At 60.7% G+C, this 20,446-nt stretch carries 18 protein-coding genes; 10 read left to right on the forward strand and 8 right to left on the reverse strand.

The features are described 5' to 3' along the window. Positions 1–6: 6 nt before the first annotated feature. The gene (locus H4I99_RS20295; protein WP_163898770.1) at positions 7–834 is read right to left on the reverse strand and encodes a helix-turn-helix domain-containing protein; all 828 of its coding nucleotides are present in this window, start codon (positions 832–834) and stop codon (positions 7–9) included. A 170-nt stretch (positions 835–1,004) separates the two neighbouring features. Continuing rightward, on the reverse strand, positions 1,005–1,913 hold the full coding sequence (locus tag H4I99_RS20300; protein ID WP_244625200.1) for an AraC family transcriptional regulator: 909 nt from the start codon (positions 1,911–1,913) through the stop codon (positions 1,005–1,007). Between the two features lie 348 nt (positions 1,914–2,261). On the opposite strand from H4I99_RS20300, the gene H4I99_RS20305 reads away from it, so the two are divergent. The 3 genes from H4I99_RS20305 to H4I99_RS20315 all read left to right on the forward strand — a co-directional run bounded on the left by H4I99_RS20305 (position 2,262) and on the right by H4I99_RS20315 (position 6,260). Next, positions 2,262–4,217 (forward strand): PAS domain-containing sensor histidine kinase, encoded by a 1,956-nt coding sequence (locus H4I99_RS20305; RefSeq protein WP_163898776.1) that lies wholly within the window; start codon positions 2,262–2,264, stop codon positions 4,215–4,217. Positions 4,218–4,487: 270 nt separating this feature from the next. Continuing rightward, positions 4,488–5,534, forward strand: a complete 1,047-nt coding sequence (locus H4I99_RS20310; RefSeq protein ID WP_163898779.1) for a four-carbon acid sugar kinase family protein — start codon at positions 4,488–4,490, stop codon at positions 5,532–5,534. 9 nt (positions 5,535–5,543) lie between these two features. Then, positions 5,544–6,260 carry a FadR/GntR family transcriptional regulator gene (locus H4I99_RS20315; RefSeq protein WP_163898782.1) on the forward strand — a complete coding sequence of 239 codons (717 nt, stop codon included), beginning with the start codon at positions 5,544–5,546 and terminating at the stop codon, positions 6,258–6,260. An 82-nt stretch (positions 6,261–6,342) separates the two neighbouring features. On the opposite strand, the gene H4I99_RS20320 is transcribed toward H4I99_RS20315, so the two are convergent. The 4 genes from H4I99_RS20320 to H4I99_RS20335 are packed head-to-tail and all read right to left on the reverse strand — an operon-like array spanning position 6,343 to position 10,530. After that, positions 6,343–7,464 carry an iron-containing alcohol dehydrogenase gene (locus H4I99_RS20320; protein WP_163898785.1) on the reverse strand — a complete coding sequence of 374 codons (1,122 nt, stop codon included), beginning with the start codon at positions 7,462–7,464 and terminating at the stop codon, positions 6,343–6,345. 14 nt (positions 7,465–7,478) lie between these two features. Further along, positions 7,479–8,387, reverse strand: a complete 909-nt coding sequence (locus H4I99_RS20325; RefSeq protein WP_163898787.1) for a dihydrodipicolinate synthase family protein — start codon at positions 8,385–8,387, stop codon at positions 7,479–7,481. Continuing rightward, positions 8,384–9,334: a 4-hydroxythreonine-4-phosphate dehydrogenase PdxA gene (pdxA, locus tag H4I99_RS20330; protein WP_163898791.1), complete on the reverse strand. Its 951-nt coding sequence runs from the start codon at positions 9,332–9,334 to the stop codon at positions 8,384–8,386. The genes H4I99_RS20325 and pdxA overlap by 4 nt, the downstream gene beginning before the upstream one ends. Positions 9,335–9,336: 2 nt before the next feature. Then, entirely contained in the window at positions 9,337–10,530 is a 1,194-nt protein-coding gene (locus H4I99_RS20335) for a sialidase family protein (protein WP_163898794.1), read from the reverse strand. Between the two features lie 240 nt (positions 10,531–10,770). Here H4I99_RS20335 and H4I99_RS20340 point away from each other — a divergent pair, with 240 nt between their 5' ends. From H4I99_RS20340 to H4I99_RS20365, 6 genes are all read left to right on the forward strand, one after another. Further along, complete coding sequence (locus H4I99_RS20340; RefSeq protein ID WP_163898797.1) at positions 10,771–11,652, forward strand: DMT family transporter; 882 nt, start codon at positions 10,771–10,773, stop codon at positions 11,650–11,652. A gap of 32 nt (positions 11,653–11,684) precedes the next feature. Next, the gene (locus tag H4I99_RS20345) at positions 11,685–13,187 is read left to right on the forward strand and encodes an ABC transporter substrate-binding protein (RefSeq protein WP_194362168.1); all 1,503 of its coding nucleotides are present in this window, start codon (positions 11,685–11,687) and stop codon (positions 13,185–13,187) included. Positions 13,188–13,245: 58 nt separating this feature from the next. Further along, positions 13,246–14,160 (forward strand): ABC transporter permease, encoded by a 915-nt coding sequence (locus tag H4I99_RS20350; protein WP_163898800.1) that lies wholly within the window; start codon positions 13,246–13,248, stop codon positions 14,158–14,160. A 7-nt stretch (positions 14,161–14,167) separates the two neighbouring features. Next, on the forward strand, positions 14,168–15,082 hold the full coding sequence (locus tag H4I99_RS20355) for an ABC transporter permease (RefSeq protein ID WP_163898803.1): 915 nt from the start codon (positions 14,168–14,170) through the stop codon (positions 15,080–15,082). Further along, positions 15,075–16,703 (forward strand): ABC transporter ATP-binding protein, encoded by a 1,629-nt coding sequence (locus H4I99_RS20360; RefSeq protein ID WP_163898806.1) that lies wholly within the window; start codon positions 15,075–15,077, stop codon positions 16,701–16,703. The genes H4I99_RS20355 and H4I99_RS20360 overlap by 8 nt, the downstream gene beginning before the upstream one ends. 209 nt (positions 16,704–16,912) lie before the next feature. Then, a complete protein-coding gene (locus tag H4I99_RS20365) occupies positions 16,913–17,479 on the forward strand; it encodes an NADPH-dependent FMN reductase (RefSeq protein WP_163898809.1) in 567 nt (188 codons plus the stop codon). A 29-nt stretch (positions 17,480–17,508) separates the two neighbouring features. Here the strand turns inward: H4I99_RS20365 and H4I99_RS20370 are convergent, their stop codons facing one another. Both H4I99_RS20370 and iolG read right to left on the reverse strand, forming a co-directional pair. Continuing rightward, a complete protein-coding gene (locus tag H4I99_RS20370; RefSeq protein ID WP_163898813.1) occupies positions 17,509–18,267 on the reverse strand; it encodes a sulfite exporter TauE/SafE family protein in 759 nt (252 codons plus the stop codon). A 45-nt stretch (positions 18,268–18,312) separates the two neighbouring features. Next, entirely contained in the window at positions 18,313–19,305 is a 993-nt protein-coding gene (gene iolG, locus H4I99_RS20375; protein ID WP_163898816.1) for an inositol 2-dehydrogenase, read from the reverse strand. A 156-nt stretch (positions 19,306–19,461) separates the two neighbouring features. Between iolG and H4I99_RS20380 the strand changes: the two genes are divergently transcribed. After that, a complete protein-coding gene (locus H4I99_RS20380; RefSeq protein ID WP_163898819.1) occupies positions 19,462–20,274 on the forward strand; it encodes a MurR/RpiR family transcriptional regulator in 813 nt (270 codons plus the stop codon). Positions 20,275–20,446 lie beyond the last annotated feature (172 nt).

The following is a 20,446-nucleotide window of genomic DNA, read 5'->3' on the forward strand; positions in this document are numbered from 1 at the left end:
TTGAAATCAGACGCGCGGCGTCGACTCTTGTCCGGGACAATTGTGACGACGCCAGGAGCCGGGCGGATTGCCGGTCGTTTCAGAAAACACCCGGGTGAAGTGGCTCTGATCAGAAAAACCACAGGCGACTGCGATATCGGCGATCGACGCCTCCGAACACAACATCTCCTTGGCCTTCGCCAGGCGATAATCTATCAACCAACGATACGGGGTCTTGCCGAACGTTTCCTTGAAGGCCTTGATAAAATAGCTGCGCGACAGATTGCAGCTCTCGGCCAGATCCGCAATCGAAAAGGGAGCGCTGACATGGGCGGAAAGGAACTCCGTCGCAATCCTCTCCTGCCATGGCGCAAGCGTTCCCTTCCTGCGAACGGGAAAATGCAGTCCCCCGTAAGTCTGTGTCAGGTGGGCCAGCATCGCCAGACCGATCTGATCGAGAAAGAGTTGGCTTGCCCGCTTCGGGCCATCGAGAGCCGGAAGTAGCGCCTGCGCAAGTCCCAGGACGACGTCGTCCGTTGTGGCCTCCCCGCAGGAAAGCCGCGTGAATTCCGGTCGACCAGCCTTTTCCACGAAAAGGCGGAGACGAGCGAAAGGGATCTGGAAACAGACATGGTCAAAATCCGAACCGTGCTGACTGCACCACTCCTCGCGCATGTCGAAAATGCCAAGATGCCCCCGCGACAAGGCCCCGTCAAAAACGATTTCGCCGTTTTTTCGAAGAATTGATCGGTCGATATCCTGTCTCTGTACGACGACACAGAAACAATCCTCGCGCTTACCAAGAGCTAACGGAGACAGGTGTCCCCCGAGCCCGCAGAAGCGCGTCACTTTCATGTCCGCGATCCTGACCGTTGCGCTGCAAACGGCGGAAGCGGCAGGTTTGCCTATTTCTTCGTCCGATCGCCCTTGCAAACCCCGTCTCCAGAAGCGTTCCACTTTGGAGGATCATATCATTGCGGTGGTAAAAAACATCTGCTTTTTTAACAAAAGTCCTCACCAGCTCCTCAGTGATAGATAGCCTTTCGCCAGACAGCCGGCGTCATTCCGGTCGAGCGGGAGAATACCTTGGTAAAGTGGCTCTGATCGGTGAAGCCGCAAAGACCGGCAACATCCCTAAGGGAATAAACTTCGTTGCGGAGCAGGTGCTTGGCCTGTTCTATTCTCTGAAGTGTAAGCCATTGGTGCGGCGTCGAGCCAGTCGCCTTCTTGAATTCCTGCGCGAAATGTCCCGTCGACAGACCTGTCGCTTCCGCGATCGCGGAAAGAGGAAGATCCTCGGCAAGATTTTCGAGCATCAAATCCTTCGCAGCCTTCTCTTGCCAAGAGGAAAGGGCACTTTCCGATATTCCGTTTCGCAGCGCCGCATCGCTATAGTCTTGCAGAAGATGGGCGCAAATTGCCGTGGCCAGATACTGCAAAAGGGCAGGCGGCGAGACCGTCTCCCCTTCGAACATCGCGAGAAGGGCAACACCCAGGTTACTGATGACCGAATCCAGCTCACCACGTCGGCAACGCAACCGCCGGCGCCGCGTAGTTGAGGAATAGTCGGCGATCTCGTCGAACAAGGCTTGGGGCAACATGAAAGCCAGCGCATGAAGCTCGCTATGCAGTTCGATCGATGCTCCACCACACAGATCCACCAGACAAAGAGAACCACGCTCATAGTGACGAATGGCGGTGCAAGAACCATCTGGCATGACATCGCAATGCAACGCGTCTTCCAGATAGAGCATGAGGAAATAAGCAGTGGCGGCCGGTAGCCTGATCCGTCCCTCATCACCCCGCATGAAATCACGGTCAATCCTGGTGACGGAGAAAGGCGCGCTCTTAACGGGCACAGTGGCAAGGCACGGCGCATCGGGAATACCGAAGCATATACCGACACTTGCAATGTCCTGGCCGTTCAAATCCAAGGCCTTTCCCCGGCTGTCCCGTCGCATCAACCGCTTCGACCACTTTTCCGCCGGTCCGGGCGAAGACGGTAGCCTAGCCAGACAGTCGGTGCAACGATCTCCCTTCCCTCGGACACGGAAAACCGCGCCCTTGGAACAAGGTTGACCGAAATAGTACTAGCAGTTGTCCCTACAGCCTTATTGTACAATCCGATCCTCATTCCCGCCGAGAGACAGTCCGATCATTCAACCGTCAGGAATGTGCAAAAAACGAGACCAACTTTCTATAACCGGCGGAATAACTCCGTCACTATGCACCTGAACGCTGCACGGATTCACATACCTACGACGTCGGCGAAGGAGTGACGGGTGAAAATCGAGTTGGCGAGGCGGACGAAAGGCGCGGAAGCGAGTGCCTTCCCCGAAAGGACATCGGGCCTGTGCCGATGGGCTGGCGCTATCTTTCTCGCCTGCGGCATATTCCTGATTGACACGTTCACCACAATCGGCAGTGCCATCGCCGTCCTCTACGTGTTGGTCCAGACGCTTACCGGAGAAAGCGGCGACAGGCAGACGATCTGGAAGACATCGATCCTTTGTGCCGCCCTCACGCTGACCAGCTTTTTTTACGTTCATGGCTTTTCGGCGGAGTTACAGACGGCCTTCCGGCTCCTTTTTTCCCTGGCTGCAAACTTCGTAACATGTGCGCTCCTGCTCCGCCGCAGCAATGACCGACAGATCCACGAGGCGCAGGCCCGGCTTCTGGAACTGACCAGTGACGCCATCCTGCTGCGTGATAGGGACGGTCGCATCACCTATTGGAACAAAGGGGCGGAAGATCTTTACGGCTGGACGAGCGACCAGGCGTGTGGCCGCTCGGTCCAGGAACTTCTCGGCTGCGACCTGCAACATCCCCGCGTCATCGCGGAACAACGGCTCGCCGATACCGGCTACTGGAGCGGCGAGATGACCGCGAGAACCAGAGACGGGCGTGAAATCACGGTATTCAGCCAATGGCGTTTCGAGAGAGACCGTCAGGGCTTGGTGCGCACCGTCATGGAGACGGGGACCGATATCTCACAAAAAAAGCAGGCGGAAGCTGCTCTCCGCAACAGCGAGCATCGCTATCGAACCATCTTCGAAACCCTGGCGGTAGCAATCTGGGAACATGATTTCCGCGATGTGAAAAGAGAACTCGACGCGTTACGTGCGCGAGGCGTGACGGACATCCGGCGCCACATCGCCGAACATCCCGATTTGGTGATCAGGATGCGCGGGCTCGTACGCATTACCGATGTCAATCAGACAGCGCTTCACCTGATGGAAGTCCCGACGAAGGAAGAGTTTTTCAGCCATCTGGATGACTTCCTTCCGGAAAACGAAGCGAGCTTTGCCCATTGCCTGATCGCGATTGCCGAGGGACATCCGGTCTTCCAGGAGGAGACGGTGGTTCGTAGTCGTACCGGCCGCCTTATCCCGATCATTGTGGTCCTCAGGTTCCCACCGAATGGCGAGGGACTGGACCGCATCCAGGCCAGTATCGTCGACATGACGGAAAGGCTCGCCTTTCAAGAGGCACTGGAGAAATCGCGCCGCGAACTGGAGCATGCAGCCCACGCAGCCATGATCGGCGAAATCTCCGCCTCTATCGCCCATGAAGTGAACCAGCCCCTTTCGGCAATCATGGCCTTCGTCCAGGCGGCTCAGAGATGGCTGGATCGACCAGAACCAGACCTTGAAGAGGCACGTATTGCCCTCAATGACGCGGTTACCTCTACAGAACAGGCCGCCGCCGTCGTAAAGCGCGTGCGCCTGCTGCTCGGCAAGGCAAAATTCGATAGCGGCGACGTAACCATCGATGCACTTATCTCAGATGCTATCCGGCTGAAGCAAAAGGACCTTTCCGGGCAGGACATACGCGTGTCGCTCAGTCTGCAGACAGATTCCCGAACCATTCACGGAGACCGCATCCTGTTACAACAAGCCTTCGTCAACATCATCGTGAACGCCATACAGGCGATGGAAGAGACGCAGTTCGGTGAACGGATGCTCGCAATCGAAACAAGGAGCGATGGCGGTGATCTCACCGTCCGCTTCACCGATACGGGCCACGGCCTGAAACAGACGGAAGAAGCCTTGTTCAAAGCCTTTGCCACTACCAAGCCCGATGGCATGGGACTTGGTCTCGCCATGTGCAAATCGATCGTCACAGCGCATAATGGCACCATCTCGATCAGCGACCGCGACGACACGCGCGGCGCGCGAGTTGAAATCAGTCTTCCCGAAGCCGTAACGCAATCCATCCGAGAAACGGTCGAAGCTTAGGCCTTGCCGCCGCATCGGGCATGTGTGCGAGAAGTCGTACCGGCTCCGAGCCCATATCCGGTCATGGATCGCTTTTCGCAGCGAAGAGTGCATCGCGCCCTGTTTTGCGGCCACCGGGGTCGTCAAGAACCTTTGAGGCATACCACCCGCGCTGAAGCGGATGAGAACGCCTGGCCTTTTCTCAACATATAAAATCATCACAAAATTTGTTTGCCAACTCGAAATACATCATTCAGAATAAGGCATTATATTGGAGAATAAGTTTACGACATGCCTTCCTTCAAGTCAGCGAGAGCGCCGAAGCTCTGCATCATCGCCGACGACCTGACCGGTGCTCTCGACAGCGCGGCTCCCTTTGCCGGCCGGGGGATGTCGACGACTGTAGCTTTCGAGCCGGAGGCGGTTGACGAGGCGCTCGCGACGGGTGCGGAAATCATTGCCGTCAGCACTCGCTCACGCGAGATCGAGCCTGAAAGGGCCGCGGCGGCTGTCCGTATGGTGCTGAAGCAACTGCCCCATGGAACGCCCCTCTTCAAGAAGATCGATTCTCGGCTGAAGGGGCATATCGCCGAGGAACTCTCTGCCCTGAACCCGTCGGTGATGCTGGTCGCGCCGGCCATTCCCGAATTCCGCCGCAACGTGCGGGCGGGCGCGGTGACCGGCTTCGGCGTGACGGAACCGATCCCAGTCCGGTCCCGTCTTGGGGCGCTAGCAGATCGAGCCGTCGTTCCCGATACGGACAGTCTTGACGATCTTCGGCAAGCGCTCAAGACAGCGCCGGACGCCCTGCCCGTCGGGGCGCGCGGACTGGCCGAGGCCATGGCCGAAATGATGACGGGACGCGCGGAAGCCGATGCCCCGAAGCCACCCGCCGGCCGCGCACTCTTTGTCGTAGGCTCTCGCGATCCGATCACGCTGGCGCAGGTCGACGCATTGAAGCGCACGAGGGACGCTCTGTGGTACGGCGCACCGAACGGCATTCTCTCCGAGACCGGCACGAGCGCCGGACTGACGCTGGTGCAGGCGCTGCCGGGAGAAACAGAGATTTCCGGCGCGGACGTGTCGGCAAATCTTGCCCGCAGCATTCATCCAGCCCTGACCGCCGGCTGTGACCTGCTGTTCATGACCGGCGGCGCGACGGCTGAAGCCATTTTGAGGCAAATGGGCATCCGTTCAGCAATGCTTTTGGGGGAATGTCTGCCCGGCCTGCCACTCGCGCGAGCAGGGCACTTGACGATCATCGCCAAATCGGGCGGATTTGGTAATGGCAATACGCTTGCGGTCCTGGCGGGACTCGGCGAGAAAAAGGCAAGTTGAGGAAAGCGGATGGCGGGAGAAACGGGACGTAAAAGCCTTGCCGATGTTGTCTTCGAGCGAATGCAGAAGGCGATCAAATCCGGCGCTTATCGGTCCGACGAGCGCCTGCCGACGGAACATGATCTGGCCGCCGAATTTGAAGTGTCACGTCCCGTGGTGCGCGAAGCGCTGAAGCGTCTGCGTGACCAGGGGCTGATCTATTCGCGTCAGGGCGCTGGCAGTTTCGTTCGTTCCATCGGTCTGAAGGAACCGCTTGGCTTCGGCCAGTTGCAGAACGTGTCGGACTTGCTCAACTGCTACGAATTCCGACTGACGATGGAACCCGAGGCCGCCGCCTGCGCTGCCGAGCGTCACGGACCGGAAACACTTGCATCGATTGCCAATGCGCTAGAACTGATGCGGGACGCCACCAATCGCCTATCACATCGGGAAGACGCAGACTTCCAATTTCACCTCGCGATCGCCAAGGCTTCCGAGAACCCGTATTTTTCCACCGCCATGGAAGCACTCAAGGATCACATCGCAGCAGGCATGCGCTTCCACGGTGTTTCGGTGAAGCGGGAGGCCTCCGGCCTCACCCGTGTCTTTGGCGAGCATGCCGACATCTTCGAGGCGATCCGAAATCGCAACACCGAGAAGGCGCGTGATCTGATGCGCCACCATCTTCTCGGCTCCCGCGAGCGCCTGTTCGAACGCCGCCGCCCCGATCAGGAAAGCGTGGCCTGACCATCCTTCTTCGAAATGAAAAAACCGGCGTCCTGTTCAGAACGCCGGAGTCTGGGGTGGAGGAGAAGTTCTGAGCGCCGCTTCAGAAAGCGGCACGGTAAATCCCGAGCACGTCTTCAACGCTCATGTCGCGTGGATTGTTGTCCATCAGGCGACGGATGGCGTGAGCCTCTTCGGCAAAGCGCTGCAGGTCCTCTTCATGGGCACCGTGGCGGGAAAGCTGCATCTCCAGGCCGAGGCCGGCACAGAAGCCGTGCGCCGCAGCCAGAAGCCCTTCTCCCCTCGCCTGTTCGGCAATACCGAGCGCCGCCACGACTTCGGCCGTCTTTTCCGGGGCCACCTGCTCGTTATAGGCCAGCACATGCGGGAAGATGATGGCGTTGGCGAGCCCGTGCGGCAGATGCAGCAGCGTGCCGAGCGGATAGGCAAGCGCATGGCCAGCCGCTGTGTTCACCGGCCCGAGGCAGATGCCTCCGTAGAAAGAAGCGATCATCATGCCTTCCCGCGCTTCGGTATCCGAGCCGTCCTTGACGGCGCGGGCCAGATAGCGACCGATGAGATCGATACCGATCCTTGCGTAATAGTCGATCACCGGATGAGCCTTGCGGTTGGTGAAGGCCTCGACGCAATGGGCCATGGCATCGACACCGGTCGCAGCCGTAACCGCTGCTGGCACGCTATAGGTCAGTTCCGGATCGAGAACAGCGAGATCGGCGATCAGGTGCGGGCTTTCGACCGCGATCTTGTTGCCCTTGCCCGGATCGGTGATCAATGCGCGGATGCCCGCCTCCGAGCCGGTTCCGGCGGTTGTGGCGATCTGCACGAGGCGGGTACGCCGCCCCACGACCTTGTCCGGCCCGGCAACATCGGCAAGCGTCTGGCTTCCATCCCAAAGCGCAGCCACCAGCTTGGCCACATCCATGACCGAGCCGCCACCAAGACCGATAACCAGATCGGGGCTGGCGCGGCGAGCCGCTTCCAGCGCCGCATCGAAGGTCGCGGTGTCGGGCTCGCCGGGAATGGCGTCGAAAACGGTGATCGTGCCATTGAGGCCGAGACGATTGACGAAACCCGCCGTGTGCGGCGTCGCAAGCACGAAGATGCGGGCGGCATCGCTCGCCCAGATGCCGACGCGGGCAGCAGATCCTGCGCCGATTTCCAGCCGGCGCGGCTGATGGAGTGTAATGATCCGGTTTGCCGTCATGGCGAACTCCTCTTTCAGAGTGCTTCGAGACGAGCCATTTCGGCCCAGACCTTCTGCTGCTCGTCTTCGGAGAGCGGCGAGAAGGGCGGATGGACATTCAGCCAGCCGAGATCGTTGCGCCGGCGGGCGATCATGGTCTTCACCGTGGGAAGCTGGACATAGGCATTGGTGAGCGTGCGCCAGGCGACGATGATGTCCTGCGCGGCCTTCACCTCATCAGCCTTTGCCGGATCGTTCCAGTGGTCGTAGACGATACGCAGTTCTCTAGCGACAAGGTTGGAGGATGCCGTGATGCAGCCGGCTCCACCGCCCTCAAGAACCGGCAGCAGCAACGGGTCCGCACCCGCCAGCACGCCGAAACCGGGGAATTTCTCCGAGATCGCATGCATGTTCTCGATCTTGCCGTCGCTGTCCTTGATACCGACGACGGTATCGGGGAACGCGTCGCGCAGCATGGCGATCAGCGTGTGGGAGATCGGAACGCCCGTCAGCATGGGAATGTGGTAGAGGATGACCTTTAGCCGGTCGTCCGCCACCCGCTCGATGATGCTGGCATAGAAGCGGAACAGGCTCTCGTCGGAAAACGCCGTGTAATAGAACGGCGGCAGCAGGACGACGCCGCGCACGCCGGCCTGAACCGCATGGCGTGTCATTTCCACGGCATCCGTCACCGCGCAGGAGGACGTGCCGGGAAGCAGGCCATCGGCAGGCACGCCTGCCTTCAGGGCAGCCTCGACCAGATCCATGCGCTCGCGCGCACCGAAGCTGTTTGCCTCGCCCGTCGAACCGAGCATGGCCACGCCATGGCAACCTTCGTCGAGCAGAGCGCGGGCATGGGCGCCGAACAGTTCTAGATTGGGCGTTCCGTCGGATTTCAGCGGGGTCGCCGCAGCACAATAGACACCCTCGATAGCGAAACTCATTTGCGTCCTCCCGCGACCAGCTTGCGCGCATAGGCGATGGCCGCATTCATGTTGCCGTGATTGGCGATACCCTTGCCGGCGATGTCGAAAGCCGTTCCGTGGTCGACCGACGTGCGGTCGATCGGCAATTCGACGGAAACGTTGACCGCCGTGTCGAAGGCAACCAGCTTGATCGGGATGTGGCCCTGGTCATGATACTGGGCGACTACCAGATCGAACGCGCCGCTATAGGCCCGGTAGAACACCGTATCGGCCGGGATCGGGCCGTAGGCATCGATGCCCTCGGCACGGGCGGCAGCGACTGCCGGTGCGATCTGCTCGTCATCCTCGGTGCCGAACAGGCCGTTTTCACCGCAATGGGGGTTAAGGCCAGCCACGGCAATGCGCGGCTTCTCGATGCCGATGCGTTTCAGATGGGCGTCGCCGGCGCGAATGGTTGCAAGAACGCGTTCCGTGGTGGAGCGGCGGATTGCTTCCTGCAGCGCGACATGGGTCGATACATGGATGACTTTGAGCCGCTCGGAAGCAAGCAACATGTAGGCAGCCTTGGAGCCGGTGAGATGACGCAGCATGCCGGTATGGCCGTCATAATGGTGACCGGCGGCATTCAGGGCTTCCTTGTTGATCGGCGCGGTGACGATGCAGCCGATCTTGCCGGCTTCGGCATCACGGACGGCCTTTTCGATGAAGCGAAAGGCTGCGTCCCCGGCAACCGCCGACAGCTTGCCGAAGGGAAGCGGAGCGCCTTCGATCGGAAGGTCGACCACGCGGTCCGTAAGGTCGACGTCGATACCGATAGCGGCCTTTGCCGCCTCCAGCGTCGCAAGGTTGCCGTAGATTAGCGTGCGGCTACGGTCGGCCTCACTCATCTCCGCCAGCGCCTTGAGGCTGATTTCCGGACCAACGCCTGCCGGGTCGCCCATGGTAATGCCGATGATGTCGCTCATCCTCAATTCTCCGCTTCGAGTTTCGCCAGCGCCTCGGGGGCAAGCCGAACATATTTGATCGCCCGGCGATGATAGGTGTAGGCGATATGCAGGGTTCCGTCCGGGTCCTGAAGGATCCACGGATAGGACATTTCCTTGTTGCGACCGTCGGTGGAATCGTTCGACGTGCAGGTGCCGGGGCCATCCTCGATGACGATCCGCTTCGGGAAGGTCAAGCCGCCATCCTCGGAGAAGCAGACGGCGACAGGCGCCCGCGGGACGCCCCAGACAGGCACGCAACCACCGGATGGGTCGGCATCGGGACGGGCATCGTCCTCGCCGAGTTCGTCATAAAGGGATGCGCGCCGGTCGCTGGACATGGCGGCATTCACCGGATTGCCGATCACTGCCAACCGACCATCGACAAGGCGGAGAGCCGCAATCGAGGAGTTGTTGTTGGGAACATCCGTCGCCTGCGGCGCCGACCATGAGCGTCCGCCATCCGTGCTTTCCGAACGATGGACGAAATCGGCCTGGCGACGACGATAGAAGGCCGCGAAACGGTTGTCGCCCAGCGCGACCGGGCTCATATGCACCGATCCGATCGAACCCGGCACCTCTTCAAGTCGCCATGTCGCGCCGGCATCCGACGAGACACCGATTGCCGCGACGTCATGGCTGCCGTTCCATTTTTGACCCGGCCGCTGCACACAGCGAAAAATCGGCAGAACCCAGGCACCATCGTCACGAACGACAAGGGGTGCGCGGATGAAACAACCGCGCGGCAGATCGAGAAACTGCCCCTCGGCGCTCGATATCATCGTCGGATCGGCCGCATCCCGGAAGAGCGGCGCCATGCGGATCCGGCACTCGTCCTGATTGCCGGATGGCTGCGCCGTGTGAAACAGCCAGAGCTGGCCATCCGGCGCGGTAAAGATCACCGGGTTCTGCTCTGAATGGGCAGGATCGCCGCTCAGGGCTCGCGCAGGTCCCCATACGGAAGCACCCGGCAGTAGGATCGAGGCGTGAATGGAAATGTCAGACTTACCTTCCAGCGTGCCGCCGAACCACGCGCAGATCAACGCGCCATCGGGCAGCCGTGACAGAAAGGCGGCATGGTTCTGGATTTTCGGCGATGGCAGAAACGCCTCCGCCCGACCAGGCGCTGACTGTGACAGCACGCCCGTCATGGCGGCGGCAATAGTTTCCGGATGCATGATCTCCTCCCGGATCGAAACTGCCGTGAAAATTGACCCTGAATCATCTGTTGTCAAGTTGATCGTAATTTGATCGCCTACAAAATCGAAGCATATATAAACATTTATATCAATAAAATCATATGGATATGAAATCTTAAAAAAATTCTTCCAGAGAGTTTTTCGAGAAATGTTGACAAAAAAGACATCGCCCATCATGGTTTAGGCATGACATGGAGGATGTCTGTAACGGAGGAAAGAATGACCGGCCCCGTCGCCAGAAAACGGTCCACAGGTCTCGCTGTGGCCCTTGCCGCAACAGGCGCATGCCTGTCGGCTGCGGACGCCGTGCTGGTGCGCAGCCTCAATGGCGAGGTTCACCCTTTTGTCATCGGGTTCTTCCGTGCGACGTTCGGCGCACTCGCCATCCTGCCGATCGTCGTCAGAGATCCCCGGATCCTGGCTTCGGTCTATCCGTTGCGCCAGCACGCAGTGCGGGCGGGCCTAAAGCTCCTGGCGCTGGTGGCTTTTTTCGCAGCCTTCGCAAAAGGTCCGCTGACGGACGTCACGGCCGTTGCCTTCACCTCGCCGATCTTTGTGTTGATAGGTGCGGCACTGGCATTCGGCGAGAAGCTCGGCCCGATGCGGATCGCAGCACTGCTGTTCGGCTTTGCCGGCGCCATGCTGGTGGTCAGCCCAGTTGGTTCCGGCCTGACGCTTGCGATCGGCTTCGCCTTTGCCGGCGCACTGCTGCAGGCGCTGATCCAGCTCATGCTGAAATCGATGTCATCAGGCGACCGCACCGATACGCTGGTCTGCCTCAACCTGCTCTTGACCGTGCCGATGGCCGCCGTGCTCGCGGTACTCGTCTGGACCACACCGACCTGGCACCAGTTCGGCCTTCTGGCACTTCAGGGCGTGCTTGGCGCCATCTGCATGTCGGCCATGACCCACGCCTTCAGCCTTGCTGACGCCTCGGTCGTGGCTCCTGTCGATTTCGCCCGGCTGCCGATGGTCGCCGTGTTCGCCTATGCGCTGTTCGGAGAAGTGGCCGGTGCCGCCACCTGGATCGGCGGCGTAACGATCTGTTTCGCGGTGCTACTCGCCGCACGCCCGCTCCGGCGGACAACTAAGCTGCCATGAATGGTTCGTGGCCGTATTCTGGGAGGAAGAAAATGATCAGAAAGACATTGCTTGCCGGCGGGCTTCTGCTTGCCGCCAGCGTCGCACCGGTCCTCGCTGCCGATACCGGCGTGAAGATCGTGCTCAACGAGGAAGCCGACCTGCTCGAGCCCTGCATGGCGACGCGCTCCAACATCGGCCGCATCATTCTCGGAAACATCAGCGAAACGCTGACGGAACTGGACGTTCGCGGCGGCAAGGGCCTGCAGCCGCGTCTCGCCGAAAGCTGGGCACAGCAGCCTGACGGCAGCTGGCGCTTCACACTTCGCAAGGGCGTGAAGTTCTCCGACGGTTCGGATTTCGATGCCAAGGATGTGAAATTCTCCTTCGACCGCGCCATGGACAAGTCGATCACCTGCGAAACGCCGCGCTATTTCGGCGGCATGACGGTGACGGCAAAGGTGGTCGACGACCAGACCATCGACTTCTCCGCCGATCCGGTCCAGCCGATCCTGCCGCTTCTGCTCTCTCTGGTAACCATCGTGCCGGAAGGCACGCCAATCTCCTTTATCCGCGAACCGATCGGCACCGGCCCTTACAAGCTCACGGAATGGACCCCCGGCCAGCAGATCGTTCTGGAAGAGCGCAACGACTACTGGGGTAACAAGCCGGCAGTTACCAAGGCAACCTATCTCTTCCGCTCGGATCCGGCCGTGCGCGCCGCCATGGTGCAGACGGGTGAAGCCGATATCGCTCCATCGATCTCGCAGCTCGACGCCACCAATCCGGCGACCGATTTCTCCTATCTCGACTCCGAGACGGTCTATATCCGCCTCGACCACTCCATGGCTCCGATCAACGATCTACGCGTCCGCAAGGCGCTGAACATGGCGATCGACCGCGAAGCCTTCGTCGGCACGCTGGTTCCGAAGGGCACGCTGCTCGCCACCTCCGTCTTCCCGCCGCCGACGCTCGGCTGGAACAAGGACGTGAAGGTCCCTGCTTATGACCCGGAAGGCGCAAAGAAGCTCCTCGAAGAAGCCAAGGCCGATGGCGTTCCGGTCGACACCAAGCTCACGCTCGTCGCCCGTACGGCAAACTTCCCGAATGTTACCGAAATCATGGAAGCAATCCAGCAGCAGCTGCAGGAAGTCGGCTTCAACGTCGATCTGAAGTTCTATGAAGTCGCGGAATTCGAAAAGCTCTATTCGAAGCCCTATCCGACGGATCGCGGCCCGATGCTGGTTACGGCCATGCATGACAACTCGAAGGGCGATCCGGTCTTCTCTATGTTCTTCAAATATGCCAGCGACGGCCGCCAGTCAGGCATCAGCGATCCCAAGGTGGATGACCTGATCAAGCGCGCATCGGCGGCAACGGGCGACGACCGCGCAAAGCTTTGGTCAGAACTCGTCGCCTATCTGCATGACGATCTGGCTGCAGACGTCCTGCTGTTCCATATGGTTGGCTACAGCCGCGTTTCCGAGCGGATTGACTTCAAGCCGACCATGGCGACGAATTCGCAGCTCCAGCTCTCTGAAATCGGCTTCAAGTGAAACCGGGCGGGCGGGGTGATACCCCGCCCTTACCCCCTCGCAATGAAAGCGAACTGCCATGCTAACCTTTGTCCGCAAACGCGCGCTTGCCTCCCTGATATCTCTGGTCGGCCTCGTCGTGCTGGTCTTCTTCCTGTCGCGTCTGACCGGTGACCCGGCGGCTCTTTTCCTGCCGGAAGATGCGACCGAGGCGATGCGGGTGCAGTTCCGTGAACTTCACGGCCTGAACGATCCCGTGCTCGTGCAGTTCGGTCGCTATGTCTGGGACCTTTTCCACCTCGATTTCGGCGACTCGATCCGCAAGGCCCGTCCCGCAATCGATGTCGTGCTCGAAGCCTTCACCTGGACGCTGCAGCTTGCCCTCATCACCATGGTGCTGGTCACCGCCGCAGCGATCGTCGTCGGCTCGCTCGCCGCATTCCGCGCCGGCGGTTTCTTCGACCGCATTGCCTCGCTCGTGTCGCTGATCGGCGCTTCCGCGCCCGACTTCTGGATCGCCATCGTCGCGATCGTCGTCTTCTCGATCAGCCTCGGCTGGGTGCCGACATCCGGCACGGGCACCATCCTGCACTGGATCCTGCCAATCGGCGTTCTCTTCATCCGCCCCTTCGGTCTGATCGTTCAGGTGGTGCGCGGCTCGATGATCTCTGCGCTCTCTTCCGCTTATGTGAAGACGGCGCGCGCCAAGGGCGTCCGCGCCCGCCCAATCATCTTCGTGCACGCGCTTCGCAACGCCATGCTGCCCGTGATTACCGTCATCGGCGATCAGGCCGCGTCCCTGCTGAACGGTGCGGTCGTGATCGAGACCATCTTCGGCTTCCCCGGCGTGGGTAAGCTGATGATCGACTCGATCCTGCAGCGCGACTTCAACGTGGTGCTGGCCGCGATCCTTGTGACCGCGCTCGCAATCTTCCTCATGAACCTGCTGATCGATCTCGCCTATGCCGTACTCGACCCCCGCATCCGCTACTGAGGGCATCATGACACACAACGAAGCCATGCCCGAAACGCCCGGACCAATCACCCGCTTCGCCCGCATGCTGTGGGCGGACAAGTTCGCGCTTGCCGCTGCGATCTTCCTTCTCATCGTGCTGGTGATGTCGCTGATTGGCCCCGCCTGGCTCGACGCCGCCGCGCAGAAGCAGAACCTGCGCGGACGCAATGCGCCGCCCTTCCATCTCGATCTCGGCTGGCTGTGGTTCCTCGGCGCCGACGCGCTCGGCCGGCCGCTTCTCGCCCGCATCATCGTCGCGACGCAGAACACCATGATGGTCGCCGCCGGCGCCGTGTTGGTCTCGGCCATCGCCGGCTCCATGCTCGGCCTGATCGCGGGCTATGCCGGCAACAAGGTGAGCCAGGTCATCATGCGCATCGCCGACGTCATCATGTCCTTCCCCTCGCTGCTGATCGCCGTCATCGTGCTCTACGTGTTCGGCCCGTCGGTCACCAACCTGATCATAATTCTCTCCATCACGCGAATTCCCGTCTATCTTCGCACGACGCGGGCCGAAGTGCTGGAAATCCGCGAGCGCATGTTCGTTTCGGCAGCGCGGGTGATGGGCGCATCGCAGAAGCGGATCATCTTCCGCCACATCCTGCCGGTTGTCCTGCCGACGCTGACCACCATCGCGACGCTCGACTTCGCCTATGTCATGCTGGCGGAAAGCTCGCTTTCCTTCCTCGGCATCGGCATCCAGCCGCCGGAAATCACCTGGGGGCTGATGATCGCACAGGGGCGGCAGTACCTTACGAATGCATGGTGGCTCTCCTTCTGGCCGGGTCTCGCCATCATTCTCACCACCCTGTCCCTGAACCTTCTGTCGAACTGGCTGCGCATCGCACTCGATCCCGTGCAGCGCTGGCGACTGGAAATGAGAGGTCACAAGAATGGCTGAGCATCTTCTCGAAGTCAGGAACCTCTCGGTCGAGTTCCATACCGCAGCTGGCGTGGTCAAGGCGGTCAAGGATATCTCCTGGTATCTCGATCGGGGCGAAACGCTCGCCATTCTCGGTGAATCGGGATCGGGCAAGTCGGTCTCCGCCTCGGCGGTCCTCGACCTGATCGACATGCCACCGGGCCGCATCACCAGCGGCGAGATCCGGTTCGACGGTAAGGACCTCTTGAAGCTTTCCGCTTCCCAGCGCCGGGACATCAACGGTCGGAAGATCGCCATGATCTTCCAGGATCCGCTCAGCCATCTCAACCCGGTGTACCCGGTCGGCTGGCAGATCGTCGAGGCGCTCACCACCCATGGCGTCGACCGGCTGGCGGCCCATGCAGAAGCACTCAGGCTCGTGACCCGCGTGGGTATTCCCGAACCTGAAAACGCGCTCAAGAAGTATCCGCACCAGTTTTCCGGCGGCCAGCGCCAGCGCCTGATGATCGCCATGGCGCTCGCCATGAAACCCGATGTCATCATCGCCGACGAACCGACGACAGCCCTCGACGTGACCGTGCAGGCCGAAGTGCTGCGGCTGCTTGACGAGTTGCAGCAGGAAACCGGCATGGGCGTGCTCATTATCACCCACGACCTCGGCGTCGTCGCCGAAATTGCCGACCGCGTCGTGGTGATGAATGCCGGCGAAATCGTGGAAACCGGCAGCACACGCGAGGTCTACAAGAACCCCCAGCATCCCTATACGCGCAAGCTAATCGGGGCTGCCCCCGGGCGCGGCGAGATGCATCCGCCGCTGGAAGCCCGCGAGCCTGTCTTGAAGGTCCGGGACCTGCAGAAATACTACAGCGCCTTCCACGCGCTGGACGGCGTTTCCTTCGATCTCATGCCGGGCGAGACGCTGGCTGTGGTCGGTGAAAGCGGCTCCGGCAAGTCGACGCTCGCCCGCATCCTGCTTCGCCTAGACGAGCCGAGCGGCGGGCAGGCTTTCTGGAAAGGACGGGATCTCTTCACCCTTTCGCCGGCCGAACTCTTCAAGCTTCGCCGCGACCTGCAGATGGTCTTCCAGGACCCGACCCAATCGCTCAATCCGCGCATGACGGTCTACGATCTGGTGTCCGAGGCATGGGTCATCCACCCCGAGATCCTGCCGAAGAAACAGTGGCGCAGCCGCGTCGCCGAACTGTTGGTGCAGGTCGGCCTGCGGCCCGAGCATGCGGTGCGTTACCCGCATCAGTTTTCCGGCGGGCAGCGCCAGCGTATCGCCATTGCCCGGGCGCTTGCGCTCGAACCGCAACTGATCGTCTGCGACGAGGCCGTGTCAGCCCTTGACGTCTCGGTTCAGGCGCAGGTGATAGACCTTCTCGACAAGCTGAGAAAGGAGATGGGCATCGCCTTCATCTTCATCGCCCACGACCTGCCTGTTGTGCGCGATTTCGCCGATCACGTGATGGTGATGCAGAAGGGCAAGGTGGTGGAACTCGGTACGGTTCGCCAGATCTTCGAGGCACCGAAGATGCCCTATACACAGGCCCTGCTGGCCGCTGGCCTCGACCCCGATCCGGATGTGCAGGCAGAACGCCGCGAGGCACGGCTCAAGCTGGCGCGGGCCACAGGCTGAGCCCTTCAACACACGCAAAAGAATACGGATATCAGGCGGCTTCAGCCGCCTGACTGTTTTCACCCTCCAGCATCGGACACCTTTCCGCCTATCCTACCGCCAGCGGATAACAGCTTGACGCCGGGCCGTGCTGCCTCTCTTTTCCTTATCCGGATTGCCGCGTTGGCAATCCCCGGAACCATGAAGCCTGAACCAAGAGGAATGAAGATATGGCGAAACTGATCGGTATCTCCGGAAGCCTGAGACGCGGCTCCTACAACAGCGCATTGCTCAACGCTGCCGCCAAGCTTGCACCGACAGGATCGGAGCTTGCCGTCGGGACTATTCACGGAATCCCGCTCTATGACGGCGATCTCGAGGCGGAAAAGGGCATTCCGGAAGCGGTGCAGACGCTGAAAGACGCGATTGCGGCGGCCGACGGCCTGATCCTCGTGACGCCGGAATACAACAACTCCATTCCCGGTGTTTTCAAGAACGCCATCGACTGGCTTTCACGCCCTTCGAACGACATCAAGCGGGTCTTCGGCGGCAAGCCCGTCGCGCTGATGGGAGCCTCGCCGGGCGGTTTCGGCACGATCCTTTCGCAGAATGCCTGGCTACCGATCCTTCGCACGCTCGGGGTGGATTTCTGGTCGGAAGGCCGTCTTCTGGTGTCGCGCGCTTCGGGCGTCTTCGATGCCGATGGCAATCTCGCGGACGCCAAGATCGAGGAACAGCTTAAGGCCTACCTTGAGGGCTTTGCCGATTTCGCCACATCCCCGCGCAGCGGCCGGTAACGAATTCCGTGCTCGCTGACGCCGGTGGGTCAGATCAGCGATGCAACGTAATCCCAGATGAGCTTCAGCGAGAGCAGAAGTAGGGTTATCTGGATCAATCTGAAGAACAGCCCATCCGGAATCATCCGGGTGAGCTGCCGCCCGGCGATGGTGCCGATGATCGCGGGTACGGCGAGACCGAGAACGAGCGGCACGTCGAAATGCGAGAACTGGTTGAGCTGCCAGTAGGGAACGAGCTTCACCGCATTGACGATGGCAAAGAGGATCGTCGACGTCCCCGCGAAGGTCATCTTTTCCAGACGCTGCGGCAACACGTACATCTGGAACGGCGGCGCGCCGGAATGGGAGACGAAGCTCGTGAGCCCCGTCAGCACACCCCAAAAGACCCCGCCCGGAACGTCCGCCGAGCGCACGCGCGCCGCGCGGTAACGCTCGCCGAACCAGGCGTTCAGGCAGAAAAGGACCCCGACGGCGCCGACCAGCATGCCGATGAAGACGCTCGAAAGCGAGGCGCTGAAATACCAGCCGATGGCAACGCCCGCGATCGCGGCAGGCGTCAGGATAGCAAGATTTCGGGCGGAATAATCTCGCCGGTAGAGGTAGAGACCGACCATATCGCTGGCGACGAAGATCGGCAGCAGCAACGCCGCTGCCGTCACCGGCGAAATGACGAGGGCAAGGAGCGGCACCGCCAGCGTGCCGACCGAAGGCAATCCGCCCTTGGAAAGGCCGACCAGAAAGGCCGAGACGACAGCGATCGCCAGGATGAGTGGCGTATGTTCGATCAACGGCCCTGCCCTTCGTTCACAATCACCCCGCTACGGGTTTAGCCCTCAGACGAGTGAGATCGTCACATGCTCCGAGGCGGATCTGAGCGCCGCATCGGCAAGCTGAAGGGCAATCAGCCCATCTTCCGCCGAAGGCGACGGCGCGGTTCCCTCCACGATCGAATCGATGAAGGCGGAGATTTCCGCCGCATAGGCAGCCGTATAGCGCGTCATGAAGAAGTCGTGCAATGGCGGGCGAGTGTAGCCGTTTCCGGTTGCGATCTCGATCGACACCGGCCGCTGGTTTTCGGCAGAAACCGCACCAAGCGATCCATGAACCTCGATACGCTGGTCATAGCCATAGGAGGCGCGGCGTGAATTGGAAATCATCGCCTGCCGGCCGCTTGCCGTCGTCAGGATGATGCTGGCGCTGTCGTAATCGCCGAGCTTGCCGATTTCCGGATCGACCAGCACCGAGCCGAATGCGGTGACGCTGACGATTTCCTCGCCGAGGAGGAAACGGGCCATGTCGAAGTCATGAATGGTCATGTCGCGGAAAATGCCGCCCGAAACCTTGATATAGGAGGCCGGCGGCGGACCGGGGTCGCGGCTGGTGATCGTCACCATTTCCACGTTGCCGATCGTGCCGTCTTCGATGGCCTTGCGTACCGCACGAAAATGCGGGTCGAAACGACGATTGAAGCCGAGCATGACGCGCGCGCCGGTCTGGCGAACAACCTCAAGGCAGGCTTTCGCACGCACGACATCCAGATCGATTGGCTTCTCGCAGAAAATGGCCTTGCCGGCCTTGGCGAAACGCTCGATCAGGTCGGCATGGGTATTGGTCGGCGTGCAGATGACGACGGCATCGACCTCGGGATCGGCGAGAACCGCGTCGATCGTGCTGACCTTGCAGCCGGCCTGATCGGCAATGGCCTGCGCCGCCTCGGCCACGGCATCCACCACCGCCACCAGTTTGGCGCGGCTGTCGCTGGCGATTGCCTGTGCATGAACCTTGCCGATGCGACCGGCGCCCAGAAGCGCAAGCTTCGTTACCATGATATCTCCTCCCTTAGGTGTTGCCGCCCTGCGCCGGGCTACCCCTTCATTCCTCGATCCGGGGGAGCATAAATATCGGCGTAAAACGCGTTTGGAATATATATTCTATTTTGCTAGAGTGTGGACAGATGGCTGTCAAGCAGGAAAGGAAACCGCATGAATGAAAGCGCAGTGCCCGCCACGGTGAAGGCCTTCGAGGAGCGCCTGCTAGAGGTTTCCGCCAGCCTGCCGAAGCGGCTTCGGCAATGCGCCGACTATGTCGCGGCCAATCAGGACCGCATCGCCGTCTCCACCGTGGCCGAGATGGCGGAAGGGGCCGGCGTGCAGCCTTCGGCATTCATGCGCTTCTGTCAAATCATGGGGTTTTCCGGCTTCTCCGAGATGCAGCGACTGTTTCGCGATTCCTATGTCGGGGGATGGCCGGACTATGCCACCCGTCTCGACCATCTACGCGAAAAGGGGAAAGAAAGCGGCGGCGGCCTCTTGGCGGAGTTCGTGGAAGCAGGTCGCGCCTCTTTGGAAAGTCTGCTGAAAACTGTCGATCCGCACGAGCTTGACGAGGCCGTCTCCATTCTTGCCAAGGCCGACATCATCCATATTATCGGCCTTCGCCGTTCCTTCCCGGTCGCGAGCTACCTCGCCTATGCCTTCGAGAAGATGAAGGTACCTGCCATGCTGCACAGCGCCGTGGGTAAGCTCGATAACCAGAGCGCCATCAGGCCCGGCGATGCCGTGCTCGCCATCACCTTCTCTCCCTACACCGCGGAAACGGTCGATCTCGTTACCGCCGCGAGAAGCCGTGACATCCCGGTTGTCGCCCTAACAGATACCGCCGTCAGTTCGCTTCGAAAATCAGGCGCAAAGCTGATCTCCGTCACGGAAGTGGATTTCGGGGCCTTTCGCTCGCTCTCCGCAACGCTTTGCGTGGCGATCACGCTGGCCGTCGCGGTTGGAACGCAACGTGACTGAATATTTTTGTTGAAATTCCAAAAAATGGAATTTAAAATCCAAATTAAGAATAGGCGACGCTAGGGAGTGCGATCGTCAGAAAATACCGGATGCTTCACGAGACCTGAGGAGGGTTTGGGCACCGGCAAACGATAGGAACAGGCCCGAACGCTCTGCGGACAAGGGCATGCAG

Source organism: Paenirhizobium daejeonense (assembly GCF_014280875.1).
GTDB classification, from domain to species: domain Bacteria; phylum Pseudomonadota; class Alphaproteobacteria; order Rhizobiales; family Rhizobiaceae; genus Allorhizobium; species Allorhizobium daejeonense.

Excerpts from the sequence above, each read along its gene's own strand:
- H4I99_RS20295 (WP_163898770.1), bottom strand. The coding sequence starts at position 834 with ATGAAAGTGACGCGCTTCTGCGGGCTCGGGGGACACCTGTCTCCGTTA.
- H4I99_RS20310 (WP_163898779.1), top strand. The coding sequence starts at position 4,488 with ATGCCTTCCTTCAAGTCAGCGAGAGCGCCGAAGCTCTGCATCATCGCC.
- H4I99_RS20315 (WP_163898782.1), top strand. The coding sequence starts at position 5,544 with ATGGCGGGAGAAACGGGACGTAAAAGCCTTGCCGATGTTGTCTTCGAG.
- H4I99_RS20320 (WP_163898785.1), bottom strand. The coding sequence starts at position 7,464 with ATGACGGCAAACCGGATCATTACACTCCATCAGCCGCGCCGGCTGGAA.
- H4I99_RS20325 (WP_163898787.1), bottom strand. The coding sequence starts at position 8,387 with ATGAGTTTCGCTATCGAGGGTGTCTATTGTGCTGCGGCGACCCCGCTG.
- pdxA (WP_163898791.1), bottom strand. The coding sequence starts at position 9,334 with ATGAGCGACATCATCGGCATTACCATGGGCGACCCGGCAGGCGTTGGT.
- H4I99_RS20335 (WP_163898794.1), bottom strand. The coding sequence starts at position 10,530 with ATGCATCCGGAAACTATTGCCGCCGCCATGACGGGCGTGCTGTCACAG.
- H4I99_RS20340 (WP_163898797.1), top strand. The coding sequence starts at position 10,771 with ATGACCGGCCCCGTCGCCAGAAAACGGTCCACAGGTCTCGCTGTGGCC.
- H4I99_RS20345 (WP_194362168.1), top strand. The coding sequence starts at position 11,685 with ATGATCAGAAAGACATTGCTTGCCGGCGGGCTTCTGCTTGCCGCCAGC.
- H4I99_RS20350 (WP_163898800.1), top strand. The coding sequence starts at position 13,246 with ATGCTAACCTTTGTCCGCAAACGCGCGCTTGCCTCCCTGATATCTCTG.
- H4I99_RS20355 (WP_163898803.1), top strand. The coding sequence starts at position 14,168 with ATGACACACAACGAAGCCATGCCCGAAACGCCCGGACCAATCACCCGC.
- H4I99_RS20360 (WP_163898806.1), top strand. The coding sequence starts at position 15,075 with ATGGCTGAGCATCTTCTCGAAGTCAGGAACCTCTCGGTCGAGTTCCAT.
- H4I99_RS20365 (WP_163898809.1), top strand. The coding sequence starts at position 16,913 with ATGGCGAAACTGATCGGTATCTCCGGAAGCCTGAGACGCGGCTCCTAC.
- iolG (WP_163898816.1), bottom strand. The coding sequence starts at position 19,305 with ATGGTAACGAAGCTTGCGCTTCTGGGCGCCGGTCGCATCGGCAAGGTT.
- H4I99_RS20380 (WP_163898819.1), top strand. The coding sequence starts at position 19,462 with ATGAATGAAAGCGCAGTGCCCGCCACGGTGAAGGCCTTCGAGGAGCGC.